Source organism: Mangrovimicrobium sediminis, assembly GCF_004745945.1.
Lineage (GTDB): Bacteria > Pseudomonadota > Gammaproteobacteria > Pseudomonadales > Halieaceae > Mangrovimicrobium > Mangrovimicrobium sediminis.
Genome location: NZ_SRLE01000016.1, coordinates 19,632 through 45,051, shown reverse-complemented (window position 1 = coordinate 45,051; position 25,420 = coordinate 19,632). Strand labels below are relative to the sequence as shown.

Genomic DNA, 25,420 nt, shown 5'->3' with positions numbered 1-25,420 from the left:
CATCGCTCGTTCAATAGCCAATTAATTATTAAATAACAGATAGTTACATCTTCGATTTTAGATCGAAATGCCATAGGGCCGGCTTGCTGTCACAGCGGTCAGGTGTTAGGATTTTTCACCCAAAATCCGGCGCGGCACACCCAGGTGGCCGTCGCCACTGGCTGTGCCGCACCGTCGTGCCCGACTCGCACCGACCAGCCTCTACCACCCGCAGGAGATACACCCATGGCCCTCGAGACCCGGGACCTCAAGCCGCTGATCGGCACCCAGATTCTCAACAGCAAGAGCGAACTGCTCAGCGGCGAGTACGCCGACGACATCCGCGCGCAACTGGAACAGCGCGGCGTGCTGGTGTTCCCCCAGGTCAACTTTACCGACGAGGAGCAGGTGGCCTTCACCAAGACCCTGGGCAAGTTCGCGCCGGAAATGCGCGACCCGAAAGACGGCCAGGACTCGGTGCACAAGATCACCCTGGACGAATCGCAAAGCGCCAGCGCGGCCTACCTGAAGGGCTCCATGTACTGGCATATCGACGGCACCATGAACGAGGTGCCGATCCTCGGCTCCATCCTCTCCGCCAAGGTGCTCTCGCCCACCGGCGGCCAGACCGAGTTCTGCAACACCTACGCTGCCTACGAGGCCCTGCCTGAGGCGGAAAAGGCCGAGTACGACAAGCTCACCGTGATGCACTCCGCCTGGAACACGCTGTTCTACTACGCGCCGGAGCCGCCGCTGCAGATGCTCAAGCAGATGATGGCGATCGGCGACAGCGAACTGCCCCTGGTGTGGAAGCACGAGTCCGGCCGCAAGTCGCTGGTGCTCGGCTGCACCGCCTACATGGTCAAGGACATGGACTACAAGCAGGGCACGGAGCTGCTGGTCAAGCTGCGCGAGTGGGCTACCGGTCCCGACTTCGTCTACCGCCACGAGTGGACGGTTGGCGACACCATCATGTGGGACAACACCGGCACCATGCACCGCGCGCTGCCCTACGACCCGGCCTCCGGCCGCATGATGCACCGCACCAAGCTCGAGGGTGAAGAGGCCTTCGCCTTCGCCTGACCTGCATTGGCCGCGTGACTGATCTCAGCGGTCTGTTCCAGCCCGTCCGTATCGGCGGGCTGACCCTCCCCAATCGCATTGTCTTCCCGGCCATGGGCCTGTCCATCTGCGCCGACGGCGTGCCCGGTGAGCAGGCCGCCGCCTACTATGCGCGGCGGGCCAGCGGCGGCGCCGGGCTGGTGATGACCGAGGGCGTGTACATCGACCACCCCTCCTCCGGCGACAACCCCATGCTCGGCCGCTTCCACGGCGACGCCGCCCTCGCCGCCTGGGGTCGTGTCGCGGATGCGGTGCATGCCGCCGGTGGCCTCGCCATGCCCGAGCTGTGGCATGTCGGGCTGATCTACTCCGGCAAGGACCTGATGGAAGGCAGGCCGCAGTACCGGCCGGAACTCGGCCAGGTCAGCCCGTCCGGTTACATCGCGCCGGGGGTGAAGGTGTGCGAGGGCATGACAGCGCGCGAGATCGACACGGTCATCGACGCCTACGCGCGCGGTGCCGAACAGGCGGTGGCGCTGGGTTTTGACGGTGTCGAACTGCACGGCGGCCACGGCTACCTCATCGACCAGTTTCTGTGGGCGCAGACCAATCACCGGCGCGACGATTTCGGCGGCAGCCCGCGCGCCCGCGGCCGGTTTGTCGCCGAGGTGGTGCGCGAAATCCGCCGTCGCCTCGGTCCGGAGCTGCCCATCGTGCTGCGCATCTCGCAGTGGAAGATGGTGGACTACGCGGCGCGCATCGCCGACACACCGGAAGAACTGGAGCAATTGCTCGCGCCGGCGGTGGAGGCAGGGGTCGATATGTTCGACTGCTCCCAGCGCCGCTTCTGGGAGCCGGCCTTCGCCGCCGGCGGACCCAACCTGGCGGGCTGGGTGAAGCGCGTCACCGGCGTGCCCAGCATGACCATCGGCTCCGTCGGCCTGGACGCGGACTTCATGGCCAGCCTCGCCGAGGGGCGGGCGGCCGGTTGCGACCTCGCGCGCCTCGAGGAACTTGCGGGGCGCCTGCGGCAGGGGGAGTTCGACCTGGTCGGTGTCGGCCGCGCCATGCTTGCCGAGCCTGACTGGCCTTCGCTGGTGCGTGCTGGGCAGTTGCAACGCCTCAAGCCGTTCACGCCGGATATCATGGCCGAGCTCGCCGCGCTGTTGCCGGCGCGGGAGGGAGCGTGAGTGGTGGATTCGCGTGTTGGGGGGGGCGGTCAGTTGCGCACCCGGCGCATGCTCATTGAATGCTGGAAGCGGGTGCCCGGGTGAATGTTGATGGTGATCTGCGCCACGCTGGCGTCGGCGGTGGTGTAGGTGCGGCGGATCTCCAGCGCGGCTGAGCCTTCCTCCACTTCGAGTACGGCGGCCAGTGGCGGGGGAAGTATCGCCGCTGAAATCTGTTGTTCCACCCGCACGATGTTGATACCGAACAGGTCCTCGATCAGCGGGAAGATGGGGCCTTCGTGACGCTGCAGCAGGCGGCCGACCGCCGCGTACTTGCGGTTGATGAAGTGCTCGGTGCGGCTGGCGGGCGCGTTCTCGCCCTCGTTGAAGCGAAAGCCTTCCACGCGCAGCCACTGCTCGCCGGGTTCCAGCCCGGTATGCGCGGCCAGTTCCGTATCGATGGTCACCGTGTGAATGGCGTCGATGCGAAAGCGCGTGTCCGTGCCCAGGGCGAGCAGGTCGTTGATCGACATGACCTGCTGGATGTCGCTGCCGGAAACCCGCGGCGGGATGACCACGGTGCCGGCGCGCTTGCGCGAGGCGACCAGGCCGTCCTCGCGCAGCAGGCGCAGGGCCTCGCGCACGGTGTAGCGGCTGACCGAGAAACGCTCGCACAGGCCGTCCTCGGTGGGCAGCTTGGAGCCGACCGGGTACACGCCGCTGACGATCTCCTCGCGCAGGGTGCCGGCCACCTGCAGGTACAGCGGGCGCTTGCTCTCGGTCCCGGCGCCGGGCTGGGCCGGCGTGGTTTCCGCGTCGGACTGGGTCTGTCTGCTGCCTGACATGCGTCTCCCCTGGGTGCGGCGGCGTTCGCGCCTCGATGCAACCTGGTCCGCATAAAATATACGGACATTAATCCAGAATTTGGCGCATGATACTGGTTGCAAAGCATGAATTACAATAACATGCCACGTATATAGTCTGGACATTAACCCTAATATGGCAGCCCCGGCACTGCAGGCGCAGGGTCGCGGTGTCTGCCAGCAGCAGCGCGAGCGATATAACCATGAATGATCCCGGCAAGATTATCGAATCCGTTGAAGAACTTACCGACGCGGTCTCCGTCCCCGTCGAGGCCTACATTTCCCCCGACTACGCGCGCGCCGAGCGCGACCTTCTGTGGCGCAAGGTCTGGCTGCAGGCCGGCCGCGTCGAGGAACTGCCGGAGGTGGGCAGCTACATCACCTTCGAGGTGCTGGACGATTCCATTCTCATCGTGCGCGACAGCGAGGACAGCATCCAGGCCTACCACAATGTGTGCCCGCACCGCGGCCGCCGGCTGGTGGATACCCCGCCGGGCAAGCGCAACGCGGTCGGCCGCAAGCCGCAGTTCGTGTGTGCCTACCACGGCTGGCGTTTCGGCCTGGATGGCGAGAACGCCCACGTCCCCCACCAGGAGGACTGGCAGGGCGCCCTTGAAGGCTGCAACGGGCTGGCAAAGGTGAAGACCGATTTCTGGGGCGGCTGGGTGTGGATCAACATGGATCCGGACTGCGAACCCCTGGCCGATTACCTGGCGCCGATCCCGGAGATGCTCGACCCCTTCGAGCTGCAGAACATGCGCGTGCGCTGGCGCAAGTGGGGCGTGTTCGACTGCAACTGGAAGGTCGCCATGGAGGCCTTCAACGAGACCTACCACGTCGCCACCACCCACCCGGAGTTCAACAAGTTCGGCGAGTTCCGCGGCTGGGCGCGGGCCCAGGGCAAGCACAGCCACATCGGCTACGAGGCGCCCAAGGACGTCGACGAAAACCAGAAGGGCAAGCTGCGCCTGGGTACCGGCGACGCGCGCATCTCCACCGCGGAGATGCAGGTGTTTACCTGGGAGAAGGCCAACACCAACACGACACAGACCCTGGTCGACGCCGCCCTGCGCCTGAAGGACGAACTGCCCGAGGGCACGCCCCCCGGCGAGGTGCTGCAGCACTGGCTGAAGACCGCCCGCGCCAACGACGAGGCGCGCGGTGTGTACTGGCCAGTGGTCGACCCGTCGCACGTGGGCAAGACCGGTACCGCCTGGCAGATCTTCCCCAATTTCCAGATCGGCCACGCGGTGAACAACATGCTGTGCTACAGCGCGCGGCCCTACAAGGGCGACCCGGACAAGTGCATTTTCGAGGGCGCGGTGTACGAACTCTACCCAGAGGGCGAAGCGCCGGAGACCGAGTGGGAGTACAGCGAGGCGACCGAAGAGGCCTGGTGCTACGTGCTGGCCCAGGACTTCTCCAACATGGCCGCCGTACAGCAGGGCATGAAGTCCTTCGGCTTCAGCGGCTGCAAGCCCAACCCCTACATGGAACGCAGCACCGCCAACCTGCACCGCAACCTGGCCCGCTACATGGGCAGCGGCGCCCCGCGCAAACTGAAGTAATAGCGTCGTGAGGACGGGACCCGATCGGGGTCAGAGCCCTTTTTTTTAGGTCCGATCGGGGTCAGAGCCCTTTTTTAAAGGGGCAGCGCCCCTTTAAAAAAGGGCTCTGACCCCTGAGTATTAGGAGAATACAAACTTGGAAAAATCCGGCCCCTTGTCCGGCATCCGCGTCATCGACCTCACGTCGATGGTGATGGGGCCCTACAGTACGCAGATCATGGCCGATATGGGCGCCGACGTGATCAAGGTCGAGCCGCCGGCCGGCGACCCGACGCGCTATGTGTCCACCGGTGCCGAGCCGGGCATGAGCGGCGTGTTCCTCAACGTCAACCGCGGCAAGCGCAGCATCGTGCTGGACCTGCGCACCGAGCCGGACAAGGCCACCCTGCGCAAGCTGATCGAGAGCGCGGACGTGTTCATCCACTCGATGCGCGGCAAGGCGGTCGCCAAGCTGGGCTTCGCCTATGACGACGTCGCCGCGATCAACCCGGGTATCGTCTACACCAACTGTTACGGCTACAGCCGCCGCGGTCCTGACGGCGACATGCCCGCCTATGACGACACCATCCAGGCCGAGTGCGGGTTGGTGGCGGCACAGCAGATGCTGACCGGCGACCCGGACTACATCGGCACTATCATGGCCGACAAGGTCGCCGGCCTGACCGTGCTCTACGCCACGGTGATGGCCCTGTTCCACCGCGCCCGTACCGGCGAGGGGCAGGAAGTCGAGGTAGGCATGTTCGAGACCATGGCCTCCTTCCTGTTGGTCGAGCACGCGGACCGCGCGATCTTCGAGCCGCCGCTGGGCCCCGCCGGCTACCACCGCGCGCTGGCGCCGAACCGCAAGCCCTATCGCACGCGCGACGGCTTCATCTCCGCGCTGGTCTACAACGACAAGCACTGGAAGGCCTTCGTCGATGCGGTACAGCCGGAGTGGGCCAGCGACGAACTGGCCACGCTGGAACAGCGCGCCCGGCGCATCAACACCGTGTACGGCCTGCTCGCGGACACCTTCCTCGAGCGCACCACTGGCGAGTGGCAGGAATTGCTGCGCGAGTTGCATATTCCCCATGCGCCGATCCGCACCCTGGACCAGTTGTTCGAGAGTGAGCACCTCAACGCCGTGGGCTTTTTCGAGCGCATCGAAACCAGCGGCGGCACGATTCGCTTTCCCGGTGTGCCTACCTGGTTCTCCGAGTCGCCTGGCAAGGTGCACGGCCCCACGCCGGTGCTCGGCGAACACACCGACGAGATTCTCGCCGACCTGGAAGCGCAGGCCGGCGACGTAAACAGCGGGGCGGCGCTCTAGCCGGCCCCGTCCGACCCGACACCCAAACGCACAGAGGATCAGCAAGGTGGATTACGCCCTGACCGACGACCAGCGCAATATCCGCGAGGCCGTACTCAAGCACTGTTCACAATTCAGCGACGAATACTGGCTGGAGCACGACCGCTCCGGCGAATTCCCCACGGACTTTCACCTGTCGATGGCCGAGGCCGGCTGGCTGGGTATTGCCATGCCCGAGTCCGTCGGCGGCGCTGGCCTGGGCATTTCCGAGGCGGCCATCATGGTACAGGCGGTGGCCGAATCGGGCGGTGGCATGTCCGCGGCCTCGAGCATCCACGGCCCGGTGTTCAGCCTGGAGCCGATCGAGCAGTTCGGCACCGAGGAACAACAGCAGCGCATGATCCCGCCGATCCTCTCCGGCGAGCAGAAGATGTGTTTCGCGGTCACCGAGCCCAACGTCGGCCTGGACACCACGCGCCTGAAAACCCGCGCGGAGAAGGTCGATGGCGGCTACCGCGTCAACGGCGAGAAGATCTGGATCACCAACGCCCACGTCGCCAACAAGATGATGCTGCTGGCGCGCACCACCCCGCTGGAGGAGTGCGAGCGCAAGACCCAGGGCCTGTCGCTGTTCTTCACCGACCTCGACCGCGCGCACATCGAGCACCGCATCATTCCCAAGATGGGCCGCCACGCGGTGGGCTCCAACATGCTCTTCATCTCCGACCTGTTCATCCCGGAGGAGGACCGCATCGGCGCCGAGGGCGAGGGCTTCAAGATCATCCTGCAGGGCCTCAACCCGGAGCGCATCCTGCTCGGCGCGGAGGCGATCGGCCTGGGCCGCGTGGCCATTGACCGCGCCGCACGCTACGCCCGCGAACGCGTGGTGTTCGACCGTCCCATCGGCATGAACCAGGGCATCCAGCACCCGCTGGCCAAGTGCTGGGCGCAGGTGGAGTCCGCCAACCTGATGGTGATGCAGGCGGCGAGCATGTTCGATGCGGGCCAGGACTGCGGCGTGCAGGCCAACGCGGGCAAGTACCTGGCGGCGGAAGCCGGCTTCGAGGCCTGCCATACCGCGATGCTGACCCTGGGTGGCATGGGTTACGCACAGGAGTATCATGTGGAGCGCTACCTGCGGGAGATCCTCATTCCGCGCACCGCGCCGGTGAGCCCGCACATGATCCTCAACTTCATTGCCGAGAAGGTTCTCGAGCTGCCGAAGTCCTACTGAGCTGCCCGCGGAGACAACACCCCATGACCGACGCCGTATTGTTTGACGCGCGTGAGGACGGTATCGCCGTCATCACGCTGAACCGGCCCGATTCCCGCAACTGCCTGAGCCGCGAGATCCGCGACGGCCTGTTTGCGGCCTGGGAGCGGTTCGAGAGCGACCCGGCATTGCGTATCGCCATTCTCACCGGCGCCGGCGAGAAGGCATTTTGTGCCGGGGGTGACCTCAAGGAGATGGTGGAGACCGGGATGAAGGTCCCGCCGCGGGATTTCTTTCCCGTGCCCTACGACAGCATCGAGCTGTCCAAGCCGACCATCGCCGCGGTCAACGGCGTCGCCTTCGCCGGCGGCTGGATGATCGCCCAGGCCTGCGACCTGTGCGTGGCCAGCACCAACGCGAAGTTCGCCGTTACCGAAGTGAAGGTCGGGCGCAGCTCGCCCTGGGCGGCGCCGCTGATCCACATGATCCCGCAGCGCATCATGATGGAGATTCTGCTGACCGGTAAGCCGATCACTGCCCAGCGCGCCTACGAGATCGGCCTGGTCAACCGCCTTGCGGAGCCCGGTGAGGTCATGGACCGCGCCATCGAACTGGCCACCGAAGTGCTCGAGGGGGCGCCCCTGTCGGTGGCCGCCGCGCGCCAGACCGTGATGTTGGCCACCGAATCCGGCCGAGGCTCCGCCCTGGTCGCCGCGCGCCGCGCCTCGGACGTCTGCTACAACTCCAGCGACGCCCAGGAAGGCCCCCGCGCCTTCGCCGAAAAACGCAAACCCGACTGGCAGGGCCGCTAGTAGAAAGTGGGGTCAGAAAGTGGGGTCAGATGAGACTTAACTTGATGCGTGGGGCGAGAATCCCACATTGACCGCATCAGCAATAGTATCAGGCAAAACCTCACCTTCTCCCGCAGGTTCTTCCCCATCTTGCCTGGGTATCGAAACAGAGCCTCCTGCTACGGCGTCGATAGCGTGCAATCGTGGTGTTTCGAGGCTTCCCATCAAATAAAGTCGTATCCGACCCCACTTTCGAGGCCCCGCTCTTGTGGGCGGCTGGCCACTTGGTTTTGGCGACAGATTGAAGCACGTGTGGTATCTTTTTCGCGTGGGGTCGCATCACGCCTGTACCCGGTGACAACAACATTCAGTGAGCACCGGGGTGGCGGTCAAAGCTAAAGCTAATCTCGATCAGGATCGATTCGGGCAAGCCCGTGCAAGCGTGGGCTCCAGCAGGACGTTTGTTTTGAATTTTTGGTGACACAGTCCCTGGGTCGGAACCGCGGGTTCCCGGCCACGGGCGCGTCATGCTTACCACTTTGGGGGAAATTCGCTTGAAAACTGTTATGAATCGCAAGCGCCTGGCTTGCGCGTTGTTTGTTGGTGTTTCCAGTTTCGTGGCCGGCCCTGCGCTGGCCGGCCTGGACCAGGGTGACGCCGTCTGTGTAGGGGAAAACCTCGAGATTGCGCTGGAAATTACGCTCAACAGCAACCTCTATCGCGTCAACGGCACCGGCCCGAACCTGCCCAGCGCCAGTATCGCCTACCCGGGTTCATTCACGTTTGCCATCGACGGCCCGGGCGACTGGTCTGGCATGATTCTCGAGTACAGCTCAGATGGCGGGACCAACTGGTCGGAGAGCTACCGCGAGGTGCTGCCCGATGCGATCTCCTGTGTGGCCGCCGCCCCGGTGCCGCCTGCAGAACCGGTCCCCGCCCTGGGTACGCCGGCCCTGTTGCTGCTGGTTGCCGGCCTGTTCGGCGCCGCCCGCCGTCGGCTGCGCAAGGCGAAAGCGTAGCGTCTGCGAGTACCGTCCCGCATCCGCGGGAACTGTCGAGCGGATCGCTGATCCGGAATTGCGACGCAAAAAAAGGGGCCAGAGTCACCGACTTTGGCCCCTTCCCTTTTCAGCCATCAATTAAAGTCGTATCTGACCCCACTTTTGGGTCAGGCGACGGCGGTGATGGCTTCTTCGCCGTTGAGGGTGAAGCGGTGCAGCTGGCGGCCGCAGTCGGGGTCGTAGGGACGCACGCGGTGCATGGTGCCGGTGTTGTCCCACATCACCACGTCGCCCATCTCCCATTCGTGGCGGTACACGTACTGCTCCTGGGTGGCGTGGCGCATCAGGCGGTCGAGCAGGTCGCGGCTGTCGGCGGGGTGCATGCCGACCACGTGCGAGCCGGAGGTGCTCAGCACCAGGGACTTGCGCCCGCTCTTGTGCTGCCACACCAGCGGGTAGGCCGGCTGCGGGTAGCCCAGCCAGGTGGCGTATTCCTCGGCGCCGGCGTCCGGCACCGCGTGGAACATCGCCGCGTGCATGGTGTGCACCACCTGCAGGGTTTCCAGGTAGGCCTGCTCGTCCGCGGGGAGGTCCTCGAAGGCGGCGTAGGTGTTGGCGAACTCGGTCTGGCCGCCCTCGGGCGAGAGCACACGCGGGCTGAGGGTGGTGGCGAAGGGCGGCAGCGGGTCGTAGGTGCCGTCCATGTGCCAGAAGAAGGTGCCCGGGAAAAACGCCGCGTATTCCGGGTTTTCCTTTTTATCCATGGTGACCTTGAGCAGTCCCTCCTCGCCCTCCTGTTTGAAGGTGCCCAGGCGCAGGTCGCCGAGGCTGCGGGTGAACTCGCGCTGCTCGTGGTCGTCCATGTTGGCGCCGCGCACCAGCAGCACGCCGCGCTCCACTAGCAGCGCGCGTATCTCATCGGCATACTCGCCGCTCACCAGCGCCGTCTTGTCGGCGTGCAGTTGCGCCCCGATGCGGGGTTTGAGTTCGGTGTAGTCCAGGGACATGGTCGGGCCTCCTGTCGAGGGTGTGTCTGTTGTTATGTCGTTATTGCCCGCGGGGGTCGCGCTCAGTAGGCGGACCCCTGTACCGCCGCGCCATCGGCACCGCCCTCGAGGCGGCCCAGGCCGTAGTCGCCCTTGATGGTCGTGCGGTACATGGTGCGCTCGTCCTCGGGGCGGTTGCCGGACACCGCGTGCAGCATGCGCAGGTTGTCCCAGATCAGCATGTCGGTGGGCTTCCACTTGTGCTCATAGCTGCGGGTTTTGCCCAGCTCGTTGATGGCCTTGCACACCTCGTCCAGCAGGGCATCGCCCTCGGCGTCCTCGCTGCCGGCGATACCCTGGGCCATGTACAGCGACACGTGCAATACCTGCTCGCCGGTGGGACGGGTCCACACCGCCGGGTGCAGGGCGCGCGGCATAGCGTCGGCGATTTCCTGGAAGCCCGGCGCCGTCGGTTTGGGGCGGACGATGCGGAAGTTCTCCGGCACGCCGAAACGCAGCGTTTCGTACTGAGTTTCGAGGCGATAGACCACGTCGCTCCCCTCGATTTTCGCCAGCAGTTCCGGCGGGAAATTGTTGTACATGTCGATGCCGTCGAGGAAGCGCGTGATGCCGCCGACCTCCACCAGCTTGACCGCGCGCAGCACGCCGGCACGGTTCAGTTCGTCGGTGTAACAGTGGTCGAAGTGCCAGGGCAGCCAGTGGGACAACTGCATGCCGTCCACTTCCACCACGCCGCCGGAGTTGGCCGGGGTGCGGATTTCCACCACGCCCGGCATGCGTTCGCTATCCACCCGGGTGACGGCCTTCACCGGGTGTTCCTTGAGCGGCCCGAACACCGTGCTCAGTTCCAGTTGCATGGCGTCGGACTGCTCGATGTCCTCGAATACGATCATGCCGCGTTCCACGAACACGTCCTCGATCTGCTGGCGCACGGCGGGGTCGCGCAGATTGTCGAGGGTGACGCCGCCGATGCGAACGCCGAAGGTCAGGTTGTCCTGCAGGGGTTTGATGCTCAGCTCACTCATGGCCCGATTTCCTGTAAAGCGTGGTATCGAAGTGGTGCAGTACGCCGCAAGCCCACACCCGTCCTGCGATGCGGGGGCGAGAGTAAAGTGTAACTCACGCCGTCCGCCGCGCCCGCCGGCCATCTGGCACCACGCGGCGATCAGTATTGTCTGTCGCCGTCACCGTCGCTGGGTTGTGCGGCCAAAATAATAACACCGTGCCCGTTTCATTACTAGATAGTGGCCGGGCCCTGGCAGCTATCGACAGGCCGGTGATGCGGGGTTGGCGAAAGCGTCGTGTGGCGAGGTGGTGACGGCAGGGCAGGAAGACAGCCGGCAGGAACGCAGCCAGCAGGAACGCAGCCAGCAGGAACGGAACCGGGCTGGCGCCGGCCAGTAGAGAAGATCGGCAGGGAAGGCCGGTCAGCCGGCGCCGGCACCCTGCAGCCCGCGCAGGAACAGGCGCACGCAGTAGCGCGTGTGGCGGGCGATCTCGCGGTCCTCCATGGGCACGCCCCACACCGTGGAGCTGGCGGGGCCGCCGACCACCAGGTCGAGGAAGGCGAGGGCGGCATCCTGCGCCTGGCGGCGTTTCATGCCCTGCGCTTTCAGGCGCCGGGTGAACAGCCCGGCCAGATACTCCAGGGTGGGACCGGTGCCCATGGCATAGGTGTAGGCGCCGATCTCCGGCAGGTGGTAGGCCTCGGCGTTGGTGATGCGCAGCAGGCGCAGCCCCTCCGGGGTGAGCATGTTGTCGACCAGGATATTGCCGATTTTCAGCAGGGTTTTCTCGAGGTCGTCGCTCTCCGCCGCGCGCAGCACGTCGATGGGCACGATCCAGTCGTTGATGGCGCGCTCCAGCGAGGCCTTGAACAGGGATTTCTTGTCGCCGTAGAGGGAATACACGGTGCGCTTGGCCATGCCCACCGAGCTGGCGATGCCCTCGATGGTGGTGCGCTCGAAGCCCTTTTCCAGGAACAGGTCCAGCGCCCTGTCCAGCAGTTCGAGGTTGCGCTCCTGGGCCTGCTCGCGCGTCGGTCGCCCGGGCCCGGGCCGGCTCTTTGGCGCGGGTTTGCTCGCGGTCTGGCCGGCGGGCTTGCTTGGCGGCATAGATGGTTCCCCGTGTGTTGCGCGGCTGCTGCCGGGCGGCCCGGCAGTTGCGCCGGGCAGTGATTGCGTACTGGTTATGCGGGCATTCTAGGGCAGTTGGCGGGTGAATCCCATGCCCGCAGGGCGTGCGGCCCCCCGCACGCAACGTCGAAAAAATCGCCGGCGATCCCGCCGCTCTCGGGCGGTCGCTGCGGCAGGGCGCGCCGCTCAGCCGCCGATAAAGTCGATCAGCTGCGGCGCCAGCAGCGGCCAGCGCTCGAAGCGCCCGCGCCCGGGCTCCAGCGGGATCAGCGAGCAGTTGTTCCACTCCTGGTCTGGCCACGGCGGCTCTACCAGTTGGGAACCGGGAATCATCTCGTGCACCCACTCGCTGGTGCGCCGGGTGTGGCTGATGTCGCTCTTGCCACTGCGGAACACCAGGGTTGGCATACTCAGGCGGCCGAATTCAGCCTCGCCCATGCCCGGCACCGGAGAGGTCTCCGAGTAGGCGTAAGCCGCGGCCCACTGCTGCATGCGCGCGATGAACGCGTCCGCGTCCTGGGCCAGGATGATCTCGCGGTTCTTGGGGTTGCGGGCGATCTGCTCGCTCCACCCCGGCAGCGCCGCTACCGCCTCCATACCGCCGCGGGCGGCGGCCATGGCGGAATCGCCGCAGTAGTAGGCGGCCAGTTGCGCCAGTGAGATGGGCCCGCCGCTGATCCACCACACCGCCACGTGCGAAACCAGCTCCGGCGCCGCGGCCGCCGCCAGCAGGGCAATGCGCGAACCGCCAGAGCCGCCCATCATGGCGATGGGGCCGAGGTCCAGGGCGCGCAGCAGCCCGACCAGCGCATCCGCCTGCATACCGGATTCGCTGGGCGCATCGAAGCAGATGTCGGAGCCGCCGCAGTTGGGGCGATCCCACAGCAGGACACGGCGGCCGCTGTCGACCATCAGCTGCGCCAGCTGCGGCAGGCCCTGGGTGTCCCGCGGGAAGCGCCCGCCGGGGGTGAACACCACCGCCGGTGCGCCGGGTTCGCCAAACAGTTCGTAGTCGATGCCGATGCCATCGATGTCGATGCGCGCCATGGGTTCTCCTTGTGTTGTGATGCGTTGCGTTGTGTTGCGTGAGTCAGGGCCGGCCTAAACCGTCATTTCCAGGGCGTCGCCGCTGTGGTCGTGCTCGAAGCAGCCCAGGCCGTAGTCACCCTGGATGGTGGTGCGCTGCATGTGTCGCGGGTGGGCCGGGTCGCTGCCGGAGACCGCGTGCAGGTAGCGCCAGTTGTCCCAGACGAGCATATCGTCGAGCTGCCAGCGGTGGAAGTAGCTGCAGGACTGCGCGGCGTCGTTTGTGTGCCGGCACACGGACTCGAGCAGCGCATCCCCTTCGACGTTTTCACGCCCGGCAATCCCCAGGGCCATCCACGGCGAGACGTGCAGCACCTTCTCGCCGGAGGGGCGCACCCACACCGCGGGGTGCATGGCCCGCGGCATGCGCCGGGCGTCCTCGGCGACCTGCGCCGCGCCGGGTTTGCGCACGGTCTCCACCAGTTGCGCCGGGCGGCCGAAGCGCAGCTTGTCGAGATCGACATCCAGGGAATAGAGGATGCGCTCGCCCTCGATGGCCCGGCGCAGGGTCATGGGCAGGCGTTTGTAGAGCTCGACGCCGTCGACAAACCCGGTCTCGCCGCCGCCGGGTGGCACCTGCAGCGCGCGCAGCACGCCGCCGCGGTTCAGCTCGTCGTTGTAGCAGTGATCGAAGTGCCAGGGCAGCCACTGGGCCAGGGGTCGTCCGGCCAGCTTCACCTGGCCGCCGCTGCCCGGCCGGTAGGCCATGTCGATGACGCCGGGCAGGCGCTGGGCATCGACGCGCGGTGTGGAGGCGCTGGGGTGTTCCTTGAGCGGGCCGAACACCAGGCTGAGGGCCAGGTGTATGTCGCTGCTGGGTTCGACGCCGGTGAACACCAGCAGGCCGTGCTTCTGGAACAGGCGGTTGATCTGCTCGTGAACCACGGCCCGCTGCAGCAGGTCCATGGTCAGGCCCTCGATGCGCACGCCGCTGGCCAGCGTGTCGTTCAGCGCGGTGACCTGCAGCGCACCCATCGGCTTTCTCTCCCTGCGAGCCGGCGGTGGTCGGGACTAGCCCGCCGCCCGCTCGGCCAGGGCGCGATCGAAGCGGTCGACGTCGTCGAAGGCCTGCTGGACGATCTGGTAGTAGCTGTCGTCGAAGGTCTTGCGCATGCGGCCGTCGGTGATCACCATCAGGCGGTTGTTGCGCACCGCCTGCAGGCACAGTTCGGCGACCTCCTCCGGCGGGCGGAACACCAGGTCGTCGTGGGCGACGAATTCTTTCGGTACGCGCACGCCGCCCTCGCCGGGCCCGCCGAAGCGCTCCGGCCGGTAGCGGGCGTTGTTGTCCTTCATGCCGCTCTGCACACCGCCGGGGCACAGCACGGTGCTGCCGATACCGAACTCGGCGGCCTCGACGCTGAGGTTCAGCAGCATGCCGATAATCCCCAGCTTGGCCGCGGAATAGGGCGCGTGGTAGGGCACGAAGGTGGGCATCAGGCCGGCGGTGGAGGCGGTGGCGAAGATGTGCCCGTCGCGGGCGGCGACCATGTCCGGGTAGAACGCCAGCAGGCAGTTGGTCACGCCCATCAGGTTGACCTGGATGATCCAGTCGACGTCGTTCACTTCCATGTCGGTGATGCGCTCGAAAGAGGTGGCACCGGCGTTGGCGAACAACAGGGACACGGGTCCCAGTTCCGCGTTGATCGCGGCCTTCATGGCGAATACGGAATCGCGCTCGCAGACATCGCAGTGCACCGCCATCGCCCTGCCGCCGGCGGCGTTGATCGCCTCGGCCACCGCCTGCGCGTTCTCCAGGATAATGTCGGCTACCGCTACTGCGGCGCCCTCGGCAGCCAGCGCCTCGGCCAGCCCGCGGCCGATGCCGCTGCCGCCGCCGGTGACCACGGCGGTTCTTCCACTGATGTCCGTCATGCTGCTCCCGTGTGTTTAGTATTAGTTGTTGGGGAAGCCAATTATTGTCACCCAAGGTGTTTCAATAGTAAAGCTGGGCGCCCCGCCCACGACTGGTAACCCGGCCGCGGCAGGGTATAGCGCGGTGCGGTGTATTGGAGCTGGGCGCGCCCGGAGCGGGCAGGCCGCGGCGCAGGTGTGGACGGGTGAGGCGTGCGCCTCAGTTATCCGGCGTCCAGGTGCGACTGGCGATCAGCCAGCGCCCGTCCTCGCGGCGGAAGTGGTCGCTGTAGGTGCCGCAGTGCTCGGCGCCGTTGCGGTTGAACTCGATGCAGTAGCTGTGCGCCCGAGCGTGGTCCGCGTCCTCGAGGTCGATGCGGCAGGTGGTGATGTGGTGGCGCATGAAGCCACCGGGCAGCGGCGCCGCACCGCTGGTCACCGCGCTGAACCAGCCGCCGATGAATTCGCCGATCGCCTCGCGGCCCTCCATGCGCAGGTTGCCCATGCCGGGGAAGTCGGTGAAGGCGAGCACCGCATCCGCGGTGAAGCAGCCGAGGAAGGTGTCGGCGTCGAATTCGTCGCCGGCGATCGAGTACACCGACATGGTGTGGCGGATGGCTTCGCGGGCCCTGAGTTCCTCGTCGGTCATGACCGCCCCCTTACACACCGGCCTGCTGTACCAGCGGCCACAGCACGCGGTCCGCGAGGATGGTGCAGAAGTATTCGTTGACCTGGCAGATGCGGCCGTCGCGCAGGGTGAAGACCATGCAGTACTCGTTGCTGTAGTCGTCGCCGTTGACCAGGGTGCCGTTGCCGACGAATTCCACCACCACCTTGTCGCCCTGGGCGATGGTGCTCTTGATCTCGGGCTGCATGCCCGCGGGCATCAGCTGGCGGAAGGCGCCGATGGTCGCCAGGATGGTCTCGCGCTCGCGCACGCCGGCGAAGTTGCCGAAGCCCTTGGCCAGGGTGTAGGCGTCCTCGGTGATCAGGTCCGCCGCCCGCTCCGGGTCGCCGCGGCCCATGGCGTCGATGAAATCCAGTACTACCTGCGTGTTGTTGTCGCTCATCTGCGTGTGCCTCTCGCTTGCCGCGGCGGTCGTGCGCCGCGCGCTTGTTATTGTCCGGTGTTCAGCCCGCCAGACGCCGTGCCTCGGCGTCCAGCAACTCGCTGGGCTGGCCCAGGGCGTGGCGGGCGGCGAGGTAGCCGTGGGTCATGCCGCGGGCGTTGGAGATGCCGCTTTGCATCACCGCGCCGGTTTCCATGCGCGCCATGGAGTTGCCGGCCACGTACAGGCCCTCGATGGGTTTTTCATCCCAGCCCACCGCGCGGCAGTGCTGATCCGCCAGCAGGCCGGCGGCGGGAATCGCCGAGCCGCCCATGCGCCGCAGTTGCACCGCGTAGAACGGCGGTTTGGCCAGGGTGCCGAGGTTGGCGTTGGGTTCGTGGTAGGGGTCGCCGCACATCCACACGCTCCAGGGGTGGGTGCCGCGGCCGAACACCGGGTCCTCGCCGCGCGCGGCGTGGGTGTTGAAGTCCGCCACGGTGGTGGACAGCGCCGCCGCGTCGATACCGGTCTTTTGCGCCAGTTCCTCCAGCGTGTCGGCGACCACGCCCAGGCCATCGGGCCAGTCCTGGCCGGGCATCACTGAACCGAAGGGGTATTTCTCCCGCGCCTGGCTGTCCAGTAGTGCCCAACAGGGGAAGTTCGGGTGGGCCTGGGCGGAGCCGTCGATGCGGTCCACCTGGTAGTAGAAGTCCCGGTAGAAGGCCTCGTTGCCGAAGCGCCTGCCGGCGGCGTTGACCACGATGACGTGCGGCTGGCCGATGAACGGCAGGGTGGGGCGCCACAGGGGCTGGCCCTCGTCGTCCTCCTCGCCGGGCACGTGGAAGCACATGGAGGTGATGTCCGGCACCCGCGCGATGCGCGCCCCCGCCGGGCAGGCCAGGCGGAAATTCGCGCCATCCACCGTGGAGAACACCATGGAGCCGATATCCAGTTGCTGGCTGAGGGTCTTGTTCAGGTCCGGGTTGCGCTCGTAGCTGCTCACCGCGACCACCACGCCCTTGTTGGCGCGGATGAAGATGTCCTTGCCGTCGCGCACCGCGCGCACACCGATGATGCGCTCGCCATCGCCGATCAACTCTTCGGCGCTGGTACTGCTGTGGATGGCGATGCCGCGGTCCAGCGCGCCCTTGACGAAGGCAGCGGCCAGGCCCGGGCCGAGGCAGCGCTCATCCTTGGCCAGCCGGTCACCCATCACGGCGTAGTCCCAGCGCAGCATGTTGGCGGTGCCGCCGCCGGCGCTCATGTCCGCGTGGGTCATGCCGAAGGGCACCTGCGGCGAGACCCGCGTGTGCGACTGCCATTCGCCCAGCGATTCGCCGGGGAATGGCAGCACTTCCAGCATGCGCCCGGCGGCCACCGCGTGGGCGTTGTGGCGGTAGTAGTAGTCCGGGCAGTCCTCGATCACCGCCATGCGCAGGCCGATCTTCTCCTCGAAGTAGCGCAGCGCTACCGGGGAGTGCACGACGAAGTTGAGCATGGCGCGTTCGTCGCCGTAGCCCATGGACAGGGTGCGCAGGTAGTTGAAACCGTTGTCGACGGAATCCTCGATGCCCAGTGCCGCGGCCAGGTGGTTGCCGGCCACCCAGACCTCGCCCATGGACAGCGCCGTGACGCCGCCGAGCTGGCTGGCGCGTTCCAGCACCAGGGCGCTGCCGCCGTGGTCGTGGGCGGTGATGGCCGCGGAGAGGCCGCCGATCCCGGAACCGATGGCGACGACGTCGACCTCAAGGTCCCAGTGTGCAGGGGGGTTGTTCAGCATCGCGGACTCCTGTCCAGCGGGATTATTGTTATGCGGTTTGGCGGTGCGGGCCGCGAGGACCCGCACGCGCTGGAAAAATTGTCACCCGAGTCGTTTCAATAGTCAATGCGTGAACGACCCGGGGAGGGGAAACGCGATCAGCTGGCGGGCTCGTAGCCGACCAGGGCCTTGATCTCGATGTACTCGTGGAAGCCGTACTCGCCCCACTCGCGACCGTTGCCGCTCTTCTTGAAACCGCCGAAGGGCGCGTGGAAGTCGAAGCCGCCGTTGATGTAGATGGCGCCGGTGCGCAGTCGGCGGGCGACATCGCGGGCGGTGTCGAGGTCGACGCCGGAGACGTTGCCGGCGAGGCCGAAATCCGAGTCGTTGGCGATGGCCACCGCGTCGTCGAGGTCGTCGTAGCCGATGATGCACAGCACCGGGCCGAAGATCTCCTCGCGCGCGATGACCATGCCATTGCTGACGTTGGCGAATACCGTGGGCTTCACGTAGAAGCCTTTTTCCAGGCCCTCCGGGCGCCCGGGACCGCCGGCGACCAGGGTGGCGCCCTCGTCGATGCCCTTCTCGATGTAACCCTGGATGGAGTCGAACTGGCTGCGCGACACCACCGGGCCCATGGCCGTGCTCTCGCTGTTGGGATCGCCGACGGTAGTGCCCTCGGCAGCTTCCTTCGCCGCGGCAATGGCCTCGTCCATACGCGCCTTCGGCACCAGCATGCGGGTGGCCGCGCTGCAGGTCTGGCCGGAGTTCATCATCACCCCGGCGACGCCACCGGCCACGTTGGCCGCCAGTTGCTCGTCATCGAGAATGATATGCGCGCTCTTGCCGCCCAGCTCCTGGCACACGCGCTTGACGCTGGTGGCCGCGTTCACTGCCACCTGGATGCCGGCGGATTCGGAGCCGGTGATGGATACCAGATCGACGTCGGGGTGGGAGGAGATCGCCTCGCCGACCACCGAGCCGCGGCCCTGGATCATGTTGAACACGCCCGGCGGCACGCCGGCCGCGTCGAAGATCTCGGCCAGGATCTGCGCCGAGTAGTGCGCCTCCTGGGAGGGCTTGAGCACCACGGTGCAGCCGGTGGCCAGCGCCGGGAACACCTTGACCGTAACCTGGTTGATCGGCCAGTTCCAGGGCGTGATCATGCCGCACACGCCGATCGGGTCCTTGGCGATCATGGTTGTGCCGTGCTGCTCCTCGAAGGGAAAGGTCTTCAGCACTTCGATGGCGGTGGTCAGGTGGCCCCAGCCGAGTTGGATGTGGAAGCCGCCGGCCAGCGCCGCGGGCGCGCCCATTTCCTCGGTGATCGCGGCGCCGAGGTCTGCGCCGCGCTTGTTGTACTCCTCGAGCACGCGCTCCAGTACCGCGATACGCTCCTCGCGGGTGGTCTGCGACCAGCTGGCGAAGGCTTTGCGTGCGGCCTTTACCGCACGGTCCACGTCGGCCTTGCCGCCCAGGGCGATCTTGCCGGAGGGTTCCTCGGTGGCCGGGTTGATGGGCGTGCCCACGGTGTGCTCGATGGGGTCGACCCACTGGCCGTCGATATAGAATTTCAGGTATTCGCGCATGGGTTTTTTATTCCTGTGAAAGAACAAAAGCCTTCCGCGGCGCACTGCCGGGGAAGGCCTTGATGGGTTGTCCGCGGGCCGCTGTGCACGGCCCGCGGGTGGTTGGCTGCAAGGCTGCCCCGCTTACTGCGTGCCCTCTGCGTACCAGGTGCGGAAGCGGTCGTAGTTCGGGGTGTCCAGGTTCTCGTTGCCGCCGTGGTTGACCACCGGGTCGATGGGCACGTGGATCACAGCCGGCTTGCCGCTGGCGAAGGCCTCGGTGATGGCCGGGCCGAGGTCCTCGGCTTTCTCCACATACTTGCCCTGGATGCCGAAGCCCTCGGCGATCTGGTCGAAGCGCACGCTCTTGCTCCAGTGCACGCCCGGCTCGTTGGTGTTGCCGTGGCCGAAGGTGCGCTTGTACACGCCGACCTCGAGGCCCCAGGCGTTGTCCACGGCGACCACGATGACCATCGGCAGGTTGAAGCGCTCGACCACTTCCAGTTCGCCGATGTGGTAGAGGAAGGCGGAATCCGAGGTGGTGAACAGCACCGGGCGCTGGCGGCCGTCGGCGATGGAGGCGCCGACCGCGTAGGGCAGGCCGGTGCCGAGGCAGCCGAAGTTCTGGTTCCAGACCACGTCGTGGGGCTTGGACTGCAGGAAGGTCCAGGTGAAGATCACCGTGCCGCCGCCGTCGCGGGCGTGGATGGCGTTCTTGGGCATGGCCTTGGTCGCCTCGACCACCCACTGGCCGGTGTGCATGCGGCCGCTGGGGGTGGTGAAGTCCTGCGTGGCCAGGGCCGCCAGGCGGTCCTTGTCTTCCTGAATCCAGCGCGCCAGGTCCGGGTGCTCGGCGCGCGGGGAGTCCTTCAGCGCGGCGCTCAGCTGCGGCACCACGGTGCGCAGGTCGCCCACCAGCGGTACGTCGATGGGACGGTTCTGGCCGATGGCCTCGGCGTCCAGCTCGATGGATATCCACTTGCGGTCGGTGTTGCCCTCGGCCCACAGGAAGCCGCGGCCGTAGTGGATCGGCTCGCCGATCTCGGTGCCGATGGACACCACCACGTCGGACTTGGCGACGATCTCATCGCCGACCTCGGCGAACAGGTAGGGGAAGGTGCGCTCCTCGATGCCCTCGATGAACGCGTTGCCGCCGGAGGTCTGCAGCACCGGGCAGCCCATCAGCTCGGCCAGTTCCTTCACCTTGGCGCCGGCGCGCGAGCACTGCACCGCGTGGCCGGTGAGGATGATCGGGCACTCGGCGTTCTTGATCAGCTCGGCGGCTTTGGCCACCATCTCGCCGTCGGCGCCGGGCTCGTACAGGCGGTAGGCGGACGGCGGCAGGGCGGGCGGCACTTCGAGATCAGCCTGGATCACGTGCGAGGGGTACTCGATGTAGACCGGGCCGGGGGTGCCGGACTGGGAGACGCGCAGCGCGTGGCGGATGATCTCGTCGGTCTGGTCCGCGTACTCGATGCTGGTGCTCCATTTCACCGAGTTCTTGAACAGGTCTTCCTGCTGGATGAACTGGATGCGGCCGCGGCGCACGCGGCGCTCGGTGACCCGTGCGCGCTGTCCGCCGAGGAAGATCACCGGGCAGTTCTCCACCAGCGCGTCCATCATGGAACCGGAGGCCAGGGCGATGCCCGGGCCCAGGGTGCAGATGGCCAGTGCCGGCTTGCCCTTCAGGCGCGCCCAGCCCTCGGCCATGAAACCGGTGGCCAGTTCGTGGTGCGGTGTGACGATGTCCCAGCCGCGCTGCTCGGCGGCCACGAACAGGTGCACGAAGTTCGGGTCGGGAATGCCGAATACCGTCTTGATGCCCTCCGCCTCGAACAGCTCGAGGATGCGCTCATAGACCTTGACCGTGCGGCGGTCGGCGGAAGGTGCCTTGGGGGCAGGGCTTTTCTCGTCTGCGTACATAGTTGCGTACCTTGTCCTGGTTGTCTTGTTGGAAATTGACCCGGTGTTGCGCTGCGAGCGCCGGGTGTGCGTGTCGCGTCTACCGCCTACTTGTCGAAGAGCCTGGGGAAACCCCGACCCATGTATTCCGAGAGTACGCGGTGGAAGTTGGTGATCTTCTGCTCCTGGTGCGGGTTGGGCAGGGTGCCGCGGAAACCGCGGGACTTCATGCCCCGTTGTACCCACTCCATGTTGTCGAAGTCCTGGGCCAGCACCGAACCCCATTTTTCCGCAGTGGGTTCGGCGTTCATCCACTCCGGTTTCGGCTCTTCGCCTTCCGGGAAGCGCTCCAGCGCGTAGGACTCGAAGATGCACTTGTTGGGGTCGTCGCCGTAGGGGCGGGTGCGGTAGCACAGGGCGAAGGTCGCCCCCTGCAGGATGGTCTGGTTGGGGAACAGGCTCCAGGCCAGGCCGGCCTCGGCGGCGATCTCCGGCGGAATCTCCGGCCAGGTCACGCCGCGCTTGGCATCGTCCGCCTTGGCGGATTGCATCAGGTGCGCGATCACCTCGTTGCCGGGCGTGCCCTCGGGCAACTCGTCCACCAGGCGCTTCGCCGCGTTCACCAGGGTCTCGGTGGCGGCGGCGTAGTTGACCGTCTCGTAGTTCTCGCGGATCAGCTCGTAGGTGGAGATGCGCGGGTCCTGGTCCTTGCGGCCGACCCGGGTCACCGAGCTGCTCTGGCTGTTCTTGTGCTGCGCATCGCGCTCGTCGAAGCCGCTGACGCCGTGCAGGCCGTAGGGCTTGCTGTAGGCGTAGTACTCGCCGTACTTGAGCAGCTGGGAGTGGGTGCCGGCCACATGGTAGGGCTCCATGAAGGCCTCGATCGCCGTCTTCCAGTTGCACGGGTAGACCGACCACTGGCGCCACTTGTAGCGCATCTTGTCGAATTCGAAATGGTCCAGGATGCGCTTGGCGTCGCCGAGGAATTCCTCCAGCGGGGCGCAGTCCGGGTCCATGTTGATGTACACCCAGCCGCCCCAGGTGTCGCAGTTGAGGCTGGACAGGCAGATGCGCTCGGGGTCGTCGAGCACGCCCTGCCAGTCGGGCTTGTCGAGGATGTAGGTGTTCTCGCCGTCCAGGTTGAAGGTCCAGCCGTGGAAGCCGCAGACGAAATTGGCCTTGCGCCCGCGCACCTGGTTGCAGTCGTCCGGGGTGTTGACCAGCTGGCGACCGCGGTGCGGGCACACGTTGTAGTAGGCCTTGATGGTGTCCGGCGCGGTGCGGATGACGATGATCGACTCGTCGCAGATGTTGTAGGTGAAGTAGTCGCCGACCTGGGGAATGTCCTCTACCCGGCCGGCCATCTGCCACACCCGGGGCCACAGCAGTTCTTTCTCCGCCGCGGCGTATTCCGGCGAGATGAACGCCTCCACCGGGTAGGTGAGCGGCTCGCCGACTTCGTCGATGCTGATGCTGCGGATGATGTCCTCGGGCTTATTCATGCTCTCCTCCTGCCCGGTTGCGGGCATCGGCACGGTTGCTTGCGGTTGTTATTGCTGTCGGGAACACTGTAGTCGCGAAAGCCGCCGGCGTCAGGCCTGCTCGGTGAGCATGCCCTCCAGCGCGCCGTCCTCGCGCCAGTCCGCCAGCAGCTTCTCGAAGGCGTGCCAGCCGGGGCCGTAGCTCTCGCCGAGATACCAGCGGATGCGCTCGTTGCCGTTCTCGTCCACGTCCTTCTCGCCCTCGTTGTTGAAGTAGCTGGGCGTGCATTCCATCTGGAACGCGGAAATGTCGACAGCGGTTTCGCGCATGTGTTCGATCCAGGCCGCCTGCGCCTCGGCGCTGGGTTCGACCACCGCCAGCTCGCTGTCCAGCGCGTGTTTGATGATCCAGGCGATGTGGTGGCCCTGGCGGCCGTACTGTTCGGTGGTGGTGGAGTTCAGGCCGCCCTGGTAGTAGCCGACGAAGAACTGGTTGGGGAAGCCGTGGGCCATCATGCCGTGCAGGGTCTTGTAGCCGTGCGCCCAGTCCTCGTACAGGGAGCGGCCGTCGCGGCCCTCGATGGCCTCGAAGCCCCAGCGCCGCTCGAGGTCGCTGGTGACCTCGAAGCCGCTGGCGAAGATCATGCAGTCGAGGTCGTATTCCTCGCCCTTGTGCACGAAGCCGGTCTCGGTCATCGCCTCCACGCCCTGGGTGTCGGCGACGTCGATCAGGGTGACGTTGGGCAGGTTGAAGGTCTCGAGGTAGGTCTCGTTGGACAGCGGCCGCTTGCACAGGAAGCGGTAGTAGGGCTTGAGCGATTCCGCGGTGGCCGGGTCATCGACCAGGGATTCCACGCGGCGGCGCAGGCGCTCCATCACCCGGTAGTCCATCTCCTCGCGGCGGCGGATGAACTCCTCGGTGGAGAGTTCCGGCCAGCCCTCGGCCTCCAGCTCAGCCTGCATGTTGCGGCTGATCTCGGTCCAGAAGTCGCAGATCAGGTCCGGCTCGCCCGGGGCCAGCCAGGCCTCCATGGCGGCGTGGTGGAAGTTCTCGATGCGCTCTTCCTGCCAGCCGGGCTTGAGCGATGCCTGCCATTGCGGGTCGGTGGGCGGGTTGCGGCGGATGTCCACGCAGGAGGGCGTGCGCTGCAGCACGTACAGGTGCTTGCAGTGACGGCCCAGATGCGGGATGGCCTGGATGGCGGTGGCGCCGGTGCCGACGATAGCCACGTTCTTGTCCGCCAGCTTGTCCAGCACCGGGTTCTCGCAGCTGCCGCCGGTGTAGTCGTACTCCCAGCGGGCGGTGTGGAACATCTTGCCCTTGAACTCGTGGATGCCGGGAATGCCCGGCAGTTTCGGGATATTGAGCAGGCCGTTGGCCATGACCACGAAGCGCGCGCGGATATCGTCGCCGCGGTCGGTGGTGATGCGCCAGCGGCGGATGCTCGCGTCCCAGCGCAGGGTCTTGATCAGGGTGTGGAACAGGGCCTTCTCGTACAGCTCGAAGCGCTCGGCGATGCTCTGGCAGTAGGCGTAGATCTCGGGGCCGTCGGCGAACTTCTGGCTGGGCATGAAGCCCATCTCCTCGAGCATCGGCAGGTAGCAGTAGGCGTCGTTGTCGCACTGGATGCCGGGGTAGCGGTTCCAGTACCAGACCCCGCCGAAGTCGCCGGCGTGGTCGATGTTGCGGAAGTTGGTGACCCCGGCCTTGCGCAGGTGCACACCGGCCATGAGTCCTGACAGCCCGGCGCCGAGCACCGCCACGTCGATGTCCTCGGACAGCGCTTCGCGCGGCTCCACCGGCATGTGCGGGTCGCCCTCGTACTCGTCGGCGAAATCGTCTACCGGGCGCTCGTACTGTTTCTGGCCCTCGCTGCGAATGCGCTTGTCGCGCTCAACCCGGTATTTCGCCTGCATCGCGGGGATGTCGATCTCCTCGATGGCGGGAACGTCGGTGGGCGAGCACTTCATGGGCAACCTCTTTTATAGTTATCGGACGCCGGGGCGCCCTGCGGAAAAGACGCCGATGGTAAACCAGAATCAACACTGTTGTCTATAACGGCCCGGGCGCCCGGCGGGCCCTGCCGGGCGGCGATTTTGCGGCTCAGTCCAGGGGTTCGGTACGGCGTGTCAGGGTCGGTTCGTCCCACTCGGGCATGCCCGGGAAGGGGCCGAATTCCGGCGACTCGACCATCGGCGCGGAGAGGTCCAGCGGCCCGCGGTAGTGCAGGGCGAAGTGCCGCCAGCGGAAACGCCACAGGCCTTCGGACAGTGTGTAGCGGTCGTAGTACACGCCGAGGGTCATCACCGAGCTGCCGTCGGGCAGCTTGGCGATCTCCTGGCCCTGGCAGCGGCCGATGGCGCTGTCGCCGTCGATCTCCAGGATCGGCAGGCCGGGGGTGATCAGCACGCGCTCGTTGAGGCCGAGCAGCTTGGCGAAGGTGGGGCCGATGCTTTCGCGGCCCTTCAGGTGCATGCCGCCGACCTTCCACTCGCCGTCCTCGGTGAAGCACTGGACGAAGGATTCGGCATCCTGGCGCCAGACGGCGTCGATGAAGCGGGCGTGCAGCTGGCGGATGCCTTCGGCGGCGGATACATCGGACATTGCGGGACTCCTGACGTTATCGTTGTCAGGCAATAGTAGT

Annotated in this window: 22 protein-coding genes; 7 read left to right on the top strand and 15 right to left on the bottom strand. The window is 66.4% G+C overall.

Annotated elements, in window-relative coordinates; all coding sequences use genetic code 11:
- Positions 1–225: 225 nt before the first annotated feature.
- Complete coding sequence (locus tag E4634_RS19705) at positions 226–1,062, top strand: TauD/TfdA dioxygenase family protein (protein WP_135446397.1); 837 nt, start codon at positions 226–228, stop codon at positions 1,060–1,062.
- Positions 1,063–1,076: 14 nt separating this feature from the next.
- Entirely contained in the window at positions 1,077–2,231 is a 1,155-nt protein-coding gene (locus E4634_RS19700) for an oxidoreductase (RefSeq protein WP_135446396.1), read from the top strand.
- 29 nt (positions 2,232–2,260) lie between these two features.
- Here the strand turns inward: E4634_RS19700 and E4634_RS19695 are convergent, their stop codons facing one another.
- Positions 2,261–3,055, bottom strand: a complete 795-nt coding sequence (locus E4634_RS19695) for a GntR family transcriptional regulator (protein ID WP_135446395.1) — start codon at positions 3,053–3,055, stop codon at positions 2,261–2,263.
- Between the two features lie 221 nt (positions 3,056–3,276).
- Between E4634_RS19695 and E4634_RS19690 the strand changes: the two genes are divergently transcribed.
- The 5 genes from E4634_RS19690 to E4634_RS19670 all read left to right on the top strand — a co-directional run bounded on the left by E4634_RS19690 (position 3,277) and on the right by E4634_RS19670 (position 8,952).
- Positions 3,277–4,641 (top strand): aromatic ring-hydroxylating oxygenase subunit alpha, encoded by a 1,365-nt coding sequence (locus E4634_RS19690; RefSeq protein ID WP_135446394.1) that lies wholly within the window; start codon positions 3,277–3,279, stop codon positions 4,639–4,641.
- A gap of 136 nt (positions 4,642–4,777) precedes the next feature.
- Entirely contained in the window at positions 4,778–5,950 is a 1,173-nt protein-coding gene (locus tag E4634_RS19685; protein WP_206046958.1) for a CaiB/BaiF CoA transferase family protein, read from the top strand.
- A gap of 46 nt (positions 5,951–5,996) precedes the next feature.
- A complete protein-coding gene (locus E4634_RS19680) occupies positions 5,997–7,163 on the top strand; it encodes an acyl-CoA dehydrogenase family protein (RefSeq protein ID WP_135446393.1) in 1,167 nt (388 codons plus the stop codon).
- A 23-nt stretch (positions 7,164–7,186) separates the two neighbouring features.
- The gene (locus tag E4634_RS19675) at positions 7,187–7,954 is read left to right on the top strand and encodes an enoyl-CoA hydratase/isomerase family protein (RefSeq protein ID WP_135446392.1); all 768 of its coding nucleotides are present in this window, start codon (positions 7,187–7,189) and stop codon (positions 7,952–7,954) included.
- 533 nt (positions 7,955–8,487) lie between these two features.
- Complete coding sequence (locus E4634_RS19670; protein ID WP_135446391.1) at positions 8,488–8,952, top strand: hypothetical protein; 465 nt, start codon at positions 8,488–8,490, stop codon at positions 8,950–8,952.
- Between the two features lie 149 nt (positions 8,953–9,101).
- Here E4634_RS19670 and E4634_RS19665 read toward each other — a convergent pair whose 3' ends face one another.
- From E4634_RS19665 to E4634_RS19600, 14 genes are all read right to left on the bottom strand, one after another.
- Complete coding sequence (locus E4634_RS19665) at positions 9,102–9,941, bottom strand: TauD/TfdA dioxygenase family protein (RefSeq protein ID WP_135446390.1); 840 nt, start codon at positions 9,939–9,941, stop codon at positions 9,102–9,104.
- A 62-nt stretch (positions 9,942–10,003) separates the two neighbouring features.
- Positions 10,004–10,966 (bottom strand): TauD/TfdA dioxygenase family protein, encoded by a 963-nt coding sequence (locus E4634_RS19660; protein ID WP_135446389.1) that lies wholly within the window; start codon positions 10,964–10,966, stop codon positions 10,004–10,006.
- Positions 10,967–11,368: 402 nt separating this feature from the next.
- Positions 11,369–12,055: a TetR/AcrR family transcriptional regulator gene (locus tag E4634_RS19655; protein ID WP_135446388.1), complete on the bottom strand. Its 687-nt coding sequence runs from the start codon at positions 12,053–12,055 to the stop codon at positions 11,369–11,371.
- Positions 12,056–12,262: 207 nt separating this feature from the next.
- Positions 12,263–13,123, bottom strand: a complete 861-nt coding sequence (locus tag E4634_RS19650) for an alpha/beta fold hydrolase (RefSeq protein WP_135446387.1) — start codon at positions 13,121–13,123, stop codon at positions 12,263–12,265.
- Positions 13,124–13,177: 54 nt separating this feature from the next.
- Positions 13,178–14,137: a TauD/TfdA dioxygenase family protein gene (locus tag E4634_RS19645; RefSeq protein ID WP_135446386.1), complete on the bottom strand. Its 960-nt coding sequence runs from the start codon at positions 14,135–14,137 to the stop codon at positions 13,178–13,180.
- A 36-nt stretch (positions 14,138–14,173) separates the two neighbouring features.
- Positions 14,174–15,037, bottom strand: coding sequence for an SDR family oxidoreductase (locus E4634_RS19640; RefSeq protein WP_135446385.1), 864 nt, complete (start codon positions 15,035–15,037; stop codon positions 14,174–14,176).
- 199 nt (positions 15,038–15,236) lie between these two features.
- Positions 15,237–15,665, bottom strand: coding sequence for a nuclear transport factor 2 family protein (locus E4634_RS19635; protein ID WP_135446384.1), 429 nt, complete (start codon positions 15,663–15,665; stop codon positions 15,237–15,239).
- Between the two features lie 10 nt (positions 15,666–15,675).
- Entirely contained in the window at positions 15,676–16,086 is a 411-nt protein-coding gene (locus E4634_RS19630) for a nuclear transport factor 2 family protein (RefSeq protein WP_135446383.1), read from the bottom strand.
- A 61-nt stretch (positions 16,087–16,147) separates the two neighbouring features.
- Positions 16,148–17,845 carry an FAD-binding protein gene (locus tag E4634_RS19625; protein ID WP_135446382.1) on the bottom strand — a complete coding sequence of 566 codons (1,698 nt, stop codon included), beginning with the start codon at positions 17,843–17,845 and terminating at the stop codon, positions 16,148–16,150.
- Between the two features lie 137 nt (positions 17,846–17,982).
- Complete coding sequence (locus E4634_RS19620) at positions 17,983–19,413, bottom strand: aldehyde dehydrogenase family protein (protein WP_135446381.1); 1,431 nt, start codon at positions 19,411–19,413, stop codon at positions 17,983–17,985.
- Positions 19,414–19,536: 123 nt separating this feature from the next.
- Positions 19,537–21,315 (bottom strand): thiamine pyrophosphate-binding protein, encoded by a 1,779-nt coding sequence (locus tag E4634_RS19615; protein ID WP_135446380.1) that lies wholly within the window; start codon positions 21,313–21,315, stop codon positions 19,537–19,539.
- Between the two features lie 86 nt (positions 21,316–21,401).
- Entirely contained in the window at positions 21,402–22,796 is a 1,395-nt protein-coding gene (locus E4634_RS19610) for an aromatic ring-hydroxylating oxygenase subunit alpha (RefSeq protein ID WP_135446379.1), read from the bottom strand.
- A 90-nt stretch (positions 22,797–22,886) separates the two neighbouring features.
- A complete protein-coding gene (locus E4634_RS19605) occupies positions 22,887–24,746 on the bottom strand; it encodes a flavin-containing monooxygenase (protein ID WP_135446378.1) in 1,860 nt (619 codons plus the stop codon).
- 133 nt (positions 24,747–24,879) lie between these two features.
- A complete protein-coding gene (locus E4634_RS19600) occupies positions 24,880–25,380 on the bottom strand; it encodes a nuclear transport factor 2 family protein (RefSeq protein ID WP_135446377.1) in 501 nt (166 codons plus the stop codon).
- Positions 25,381–25,420: the final 40 nt, after the last annotated feature.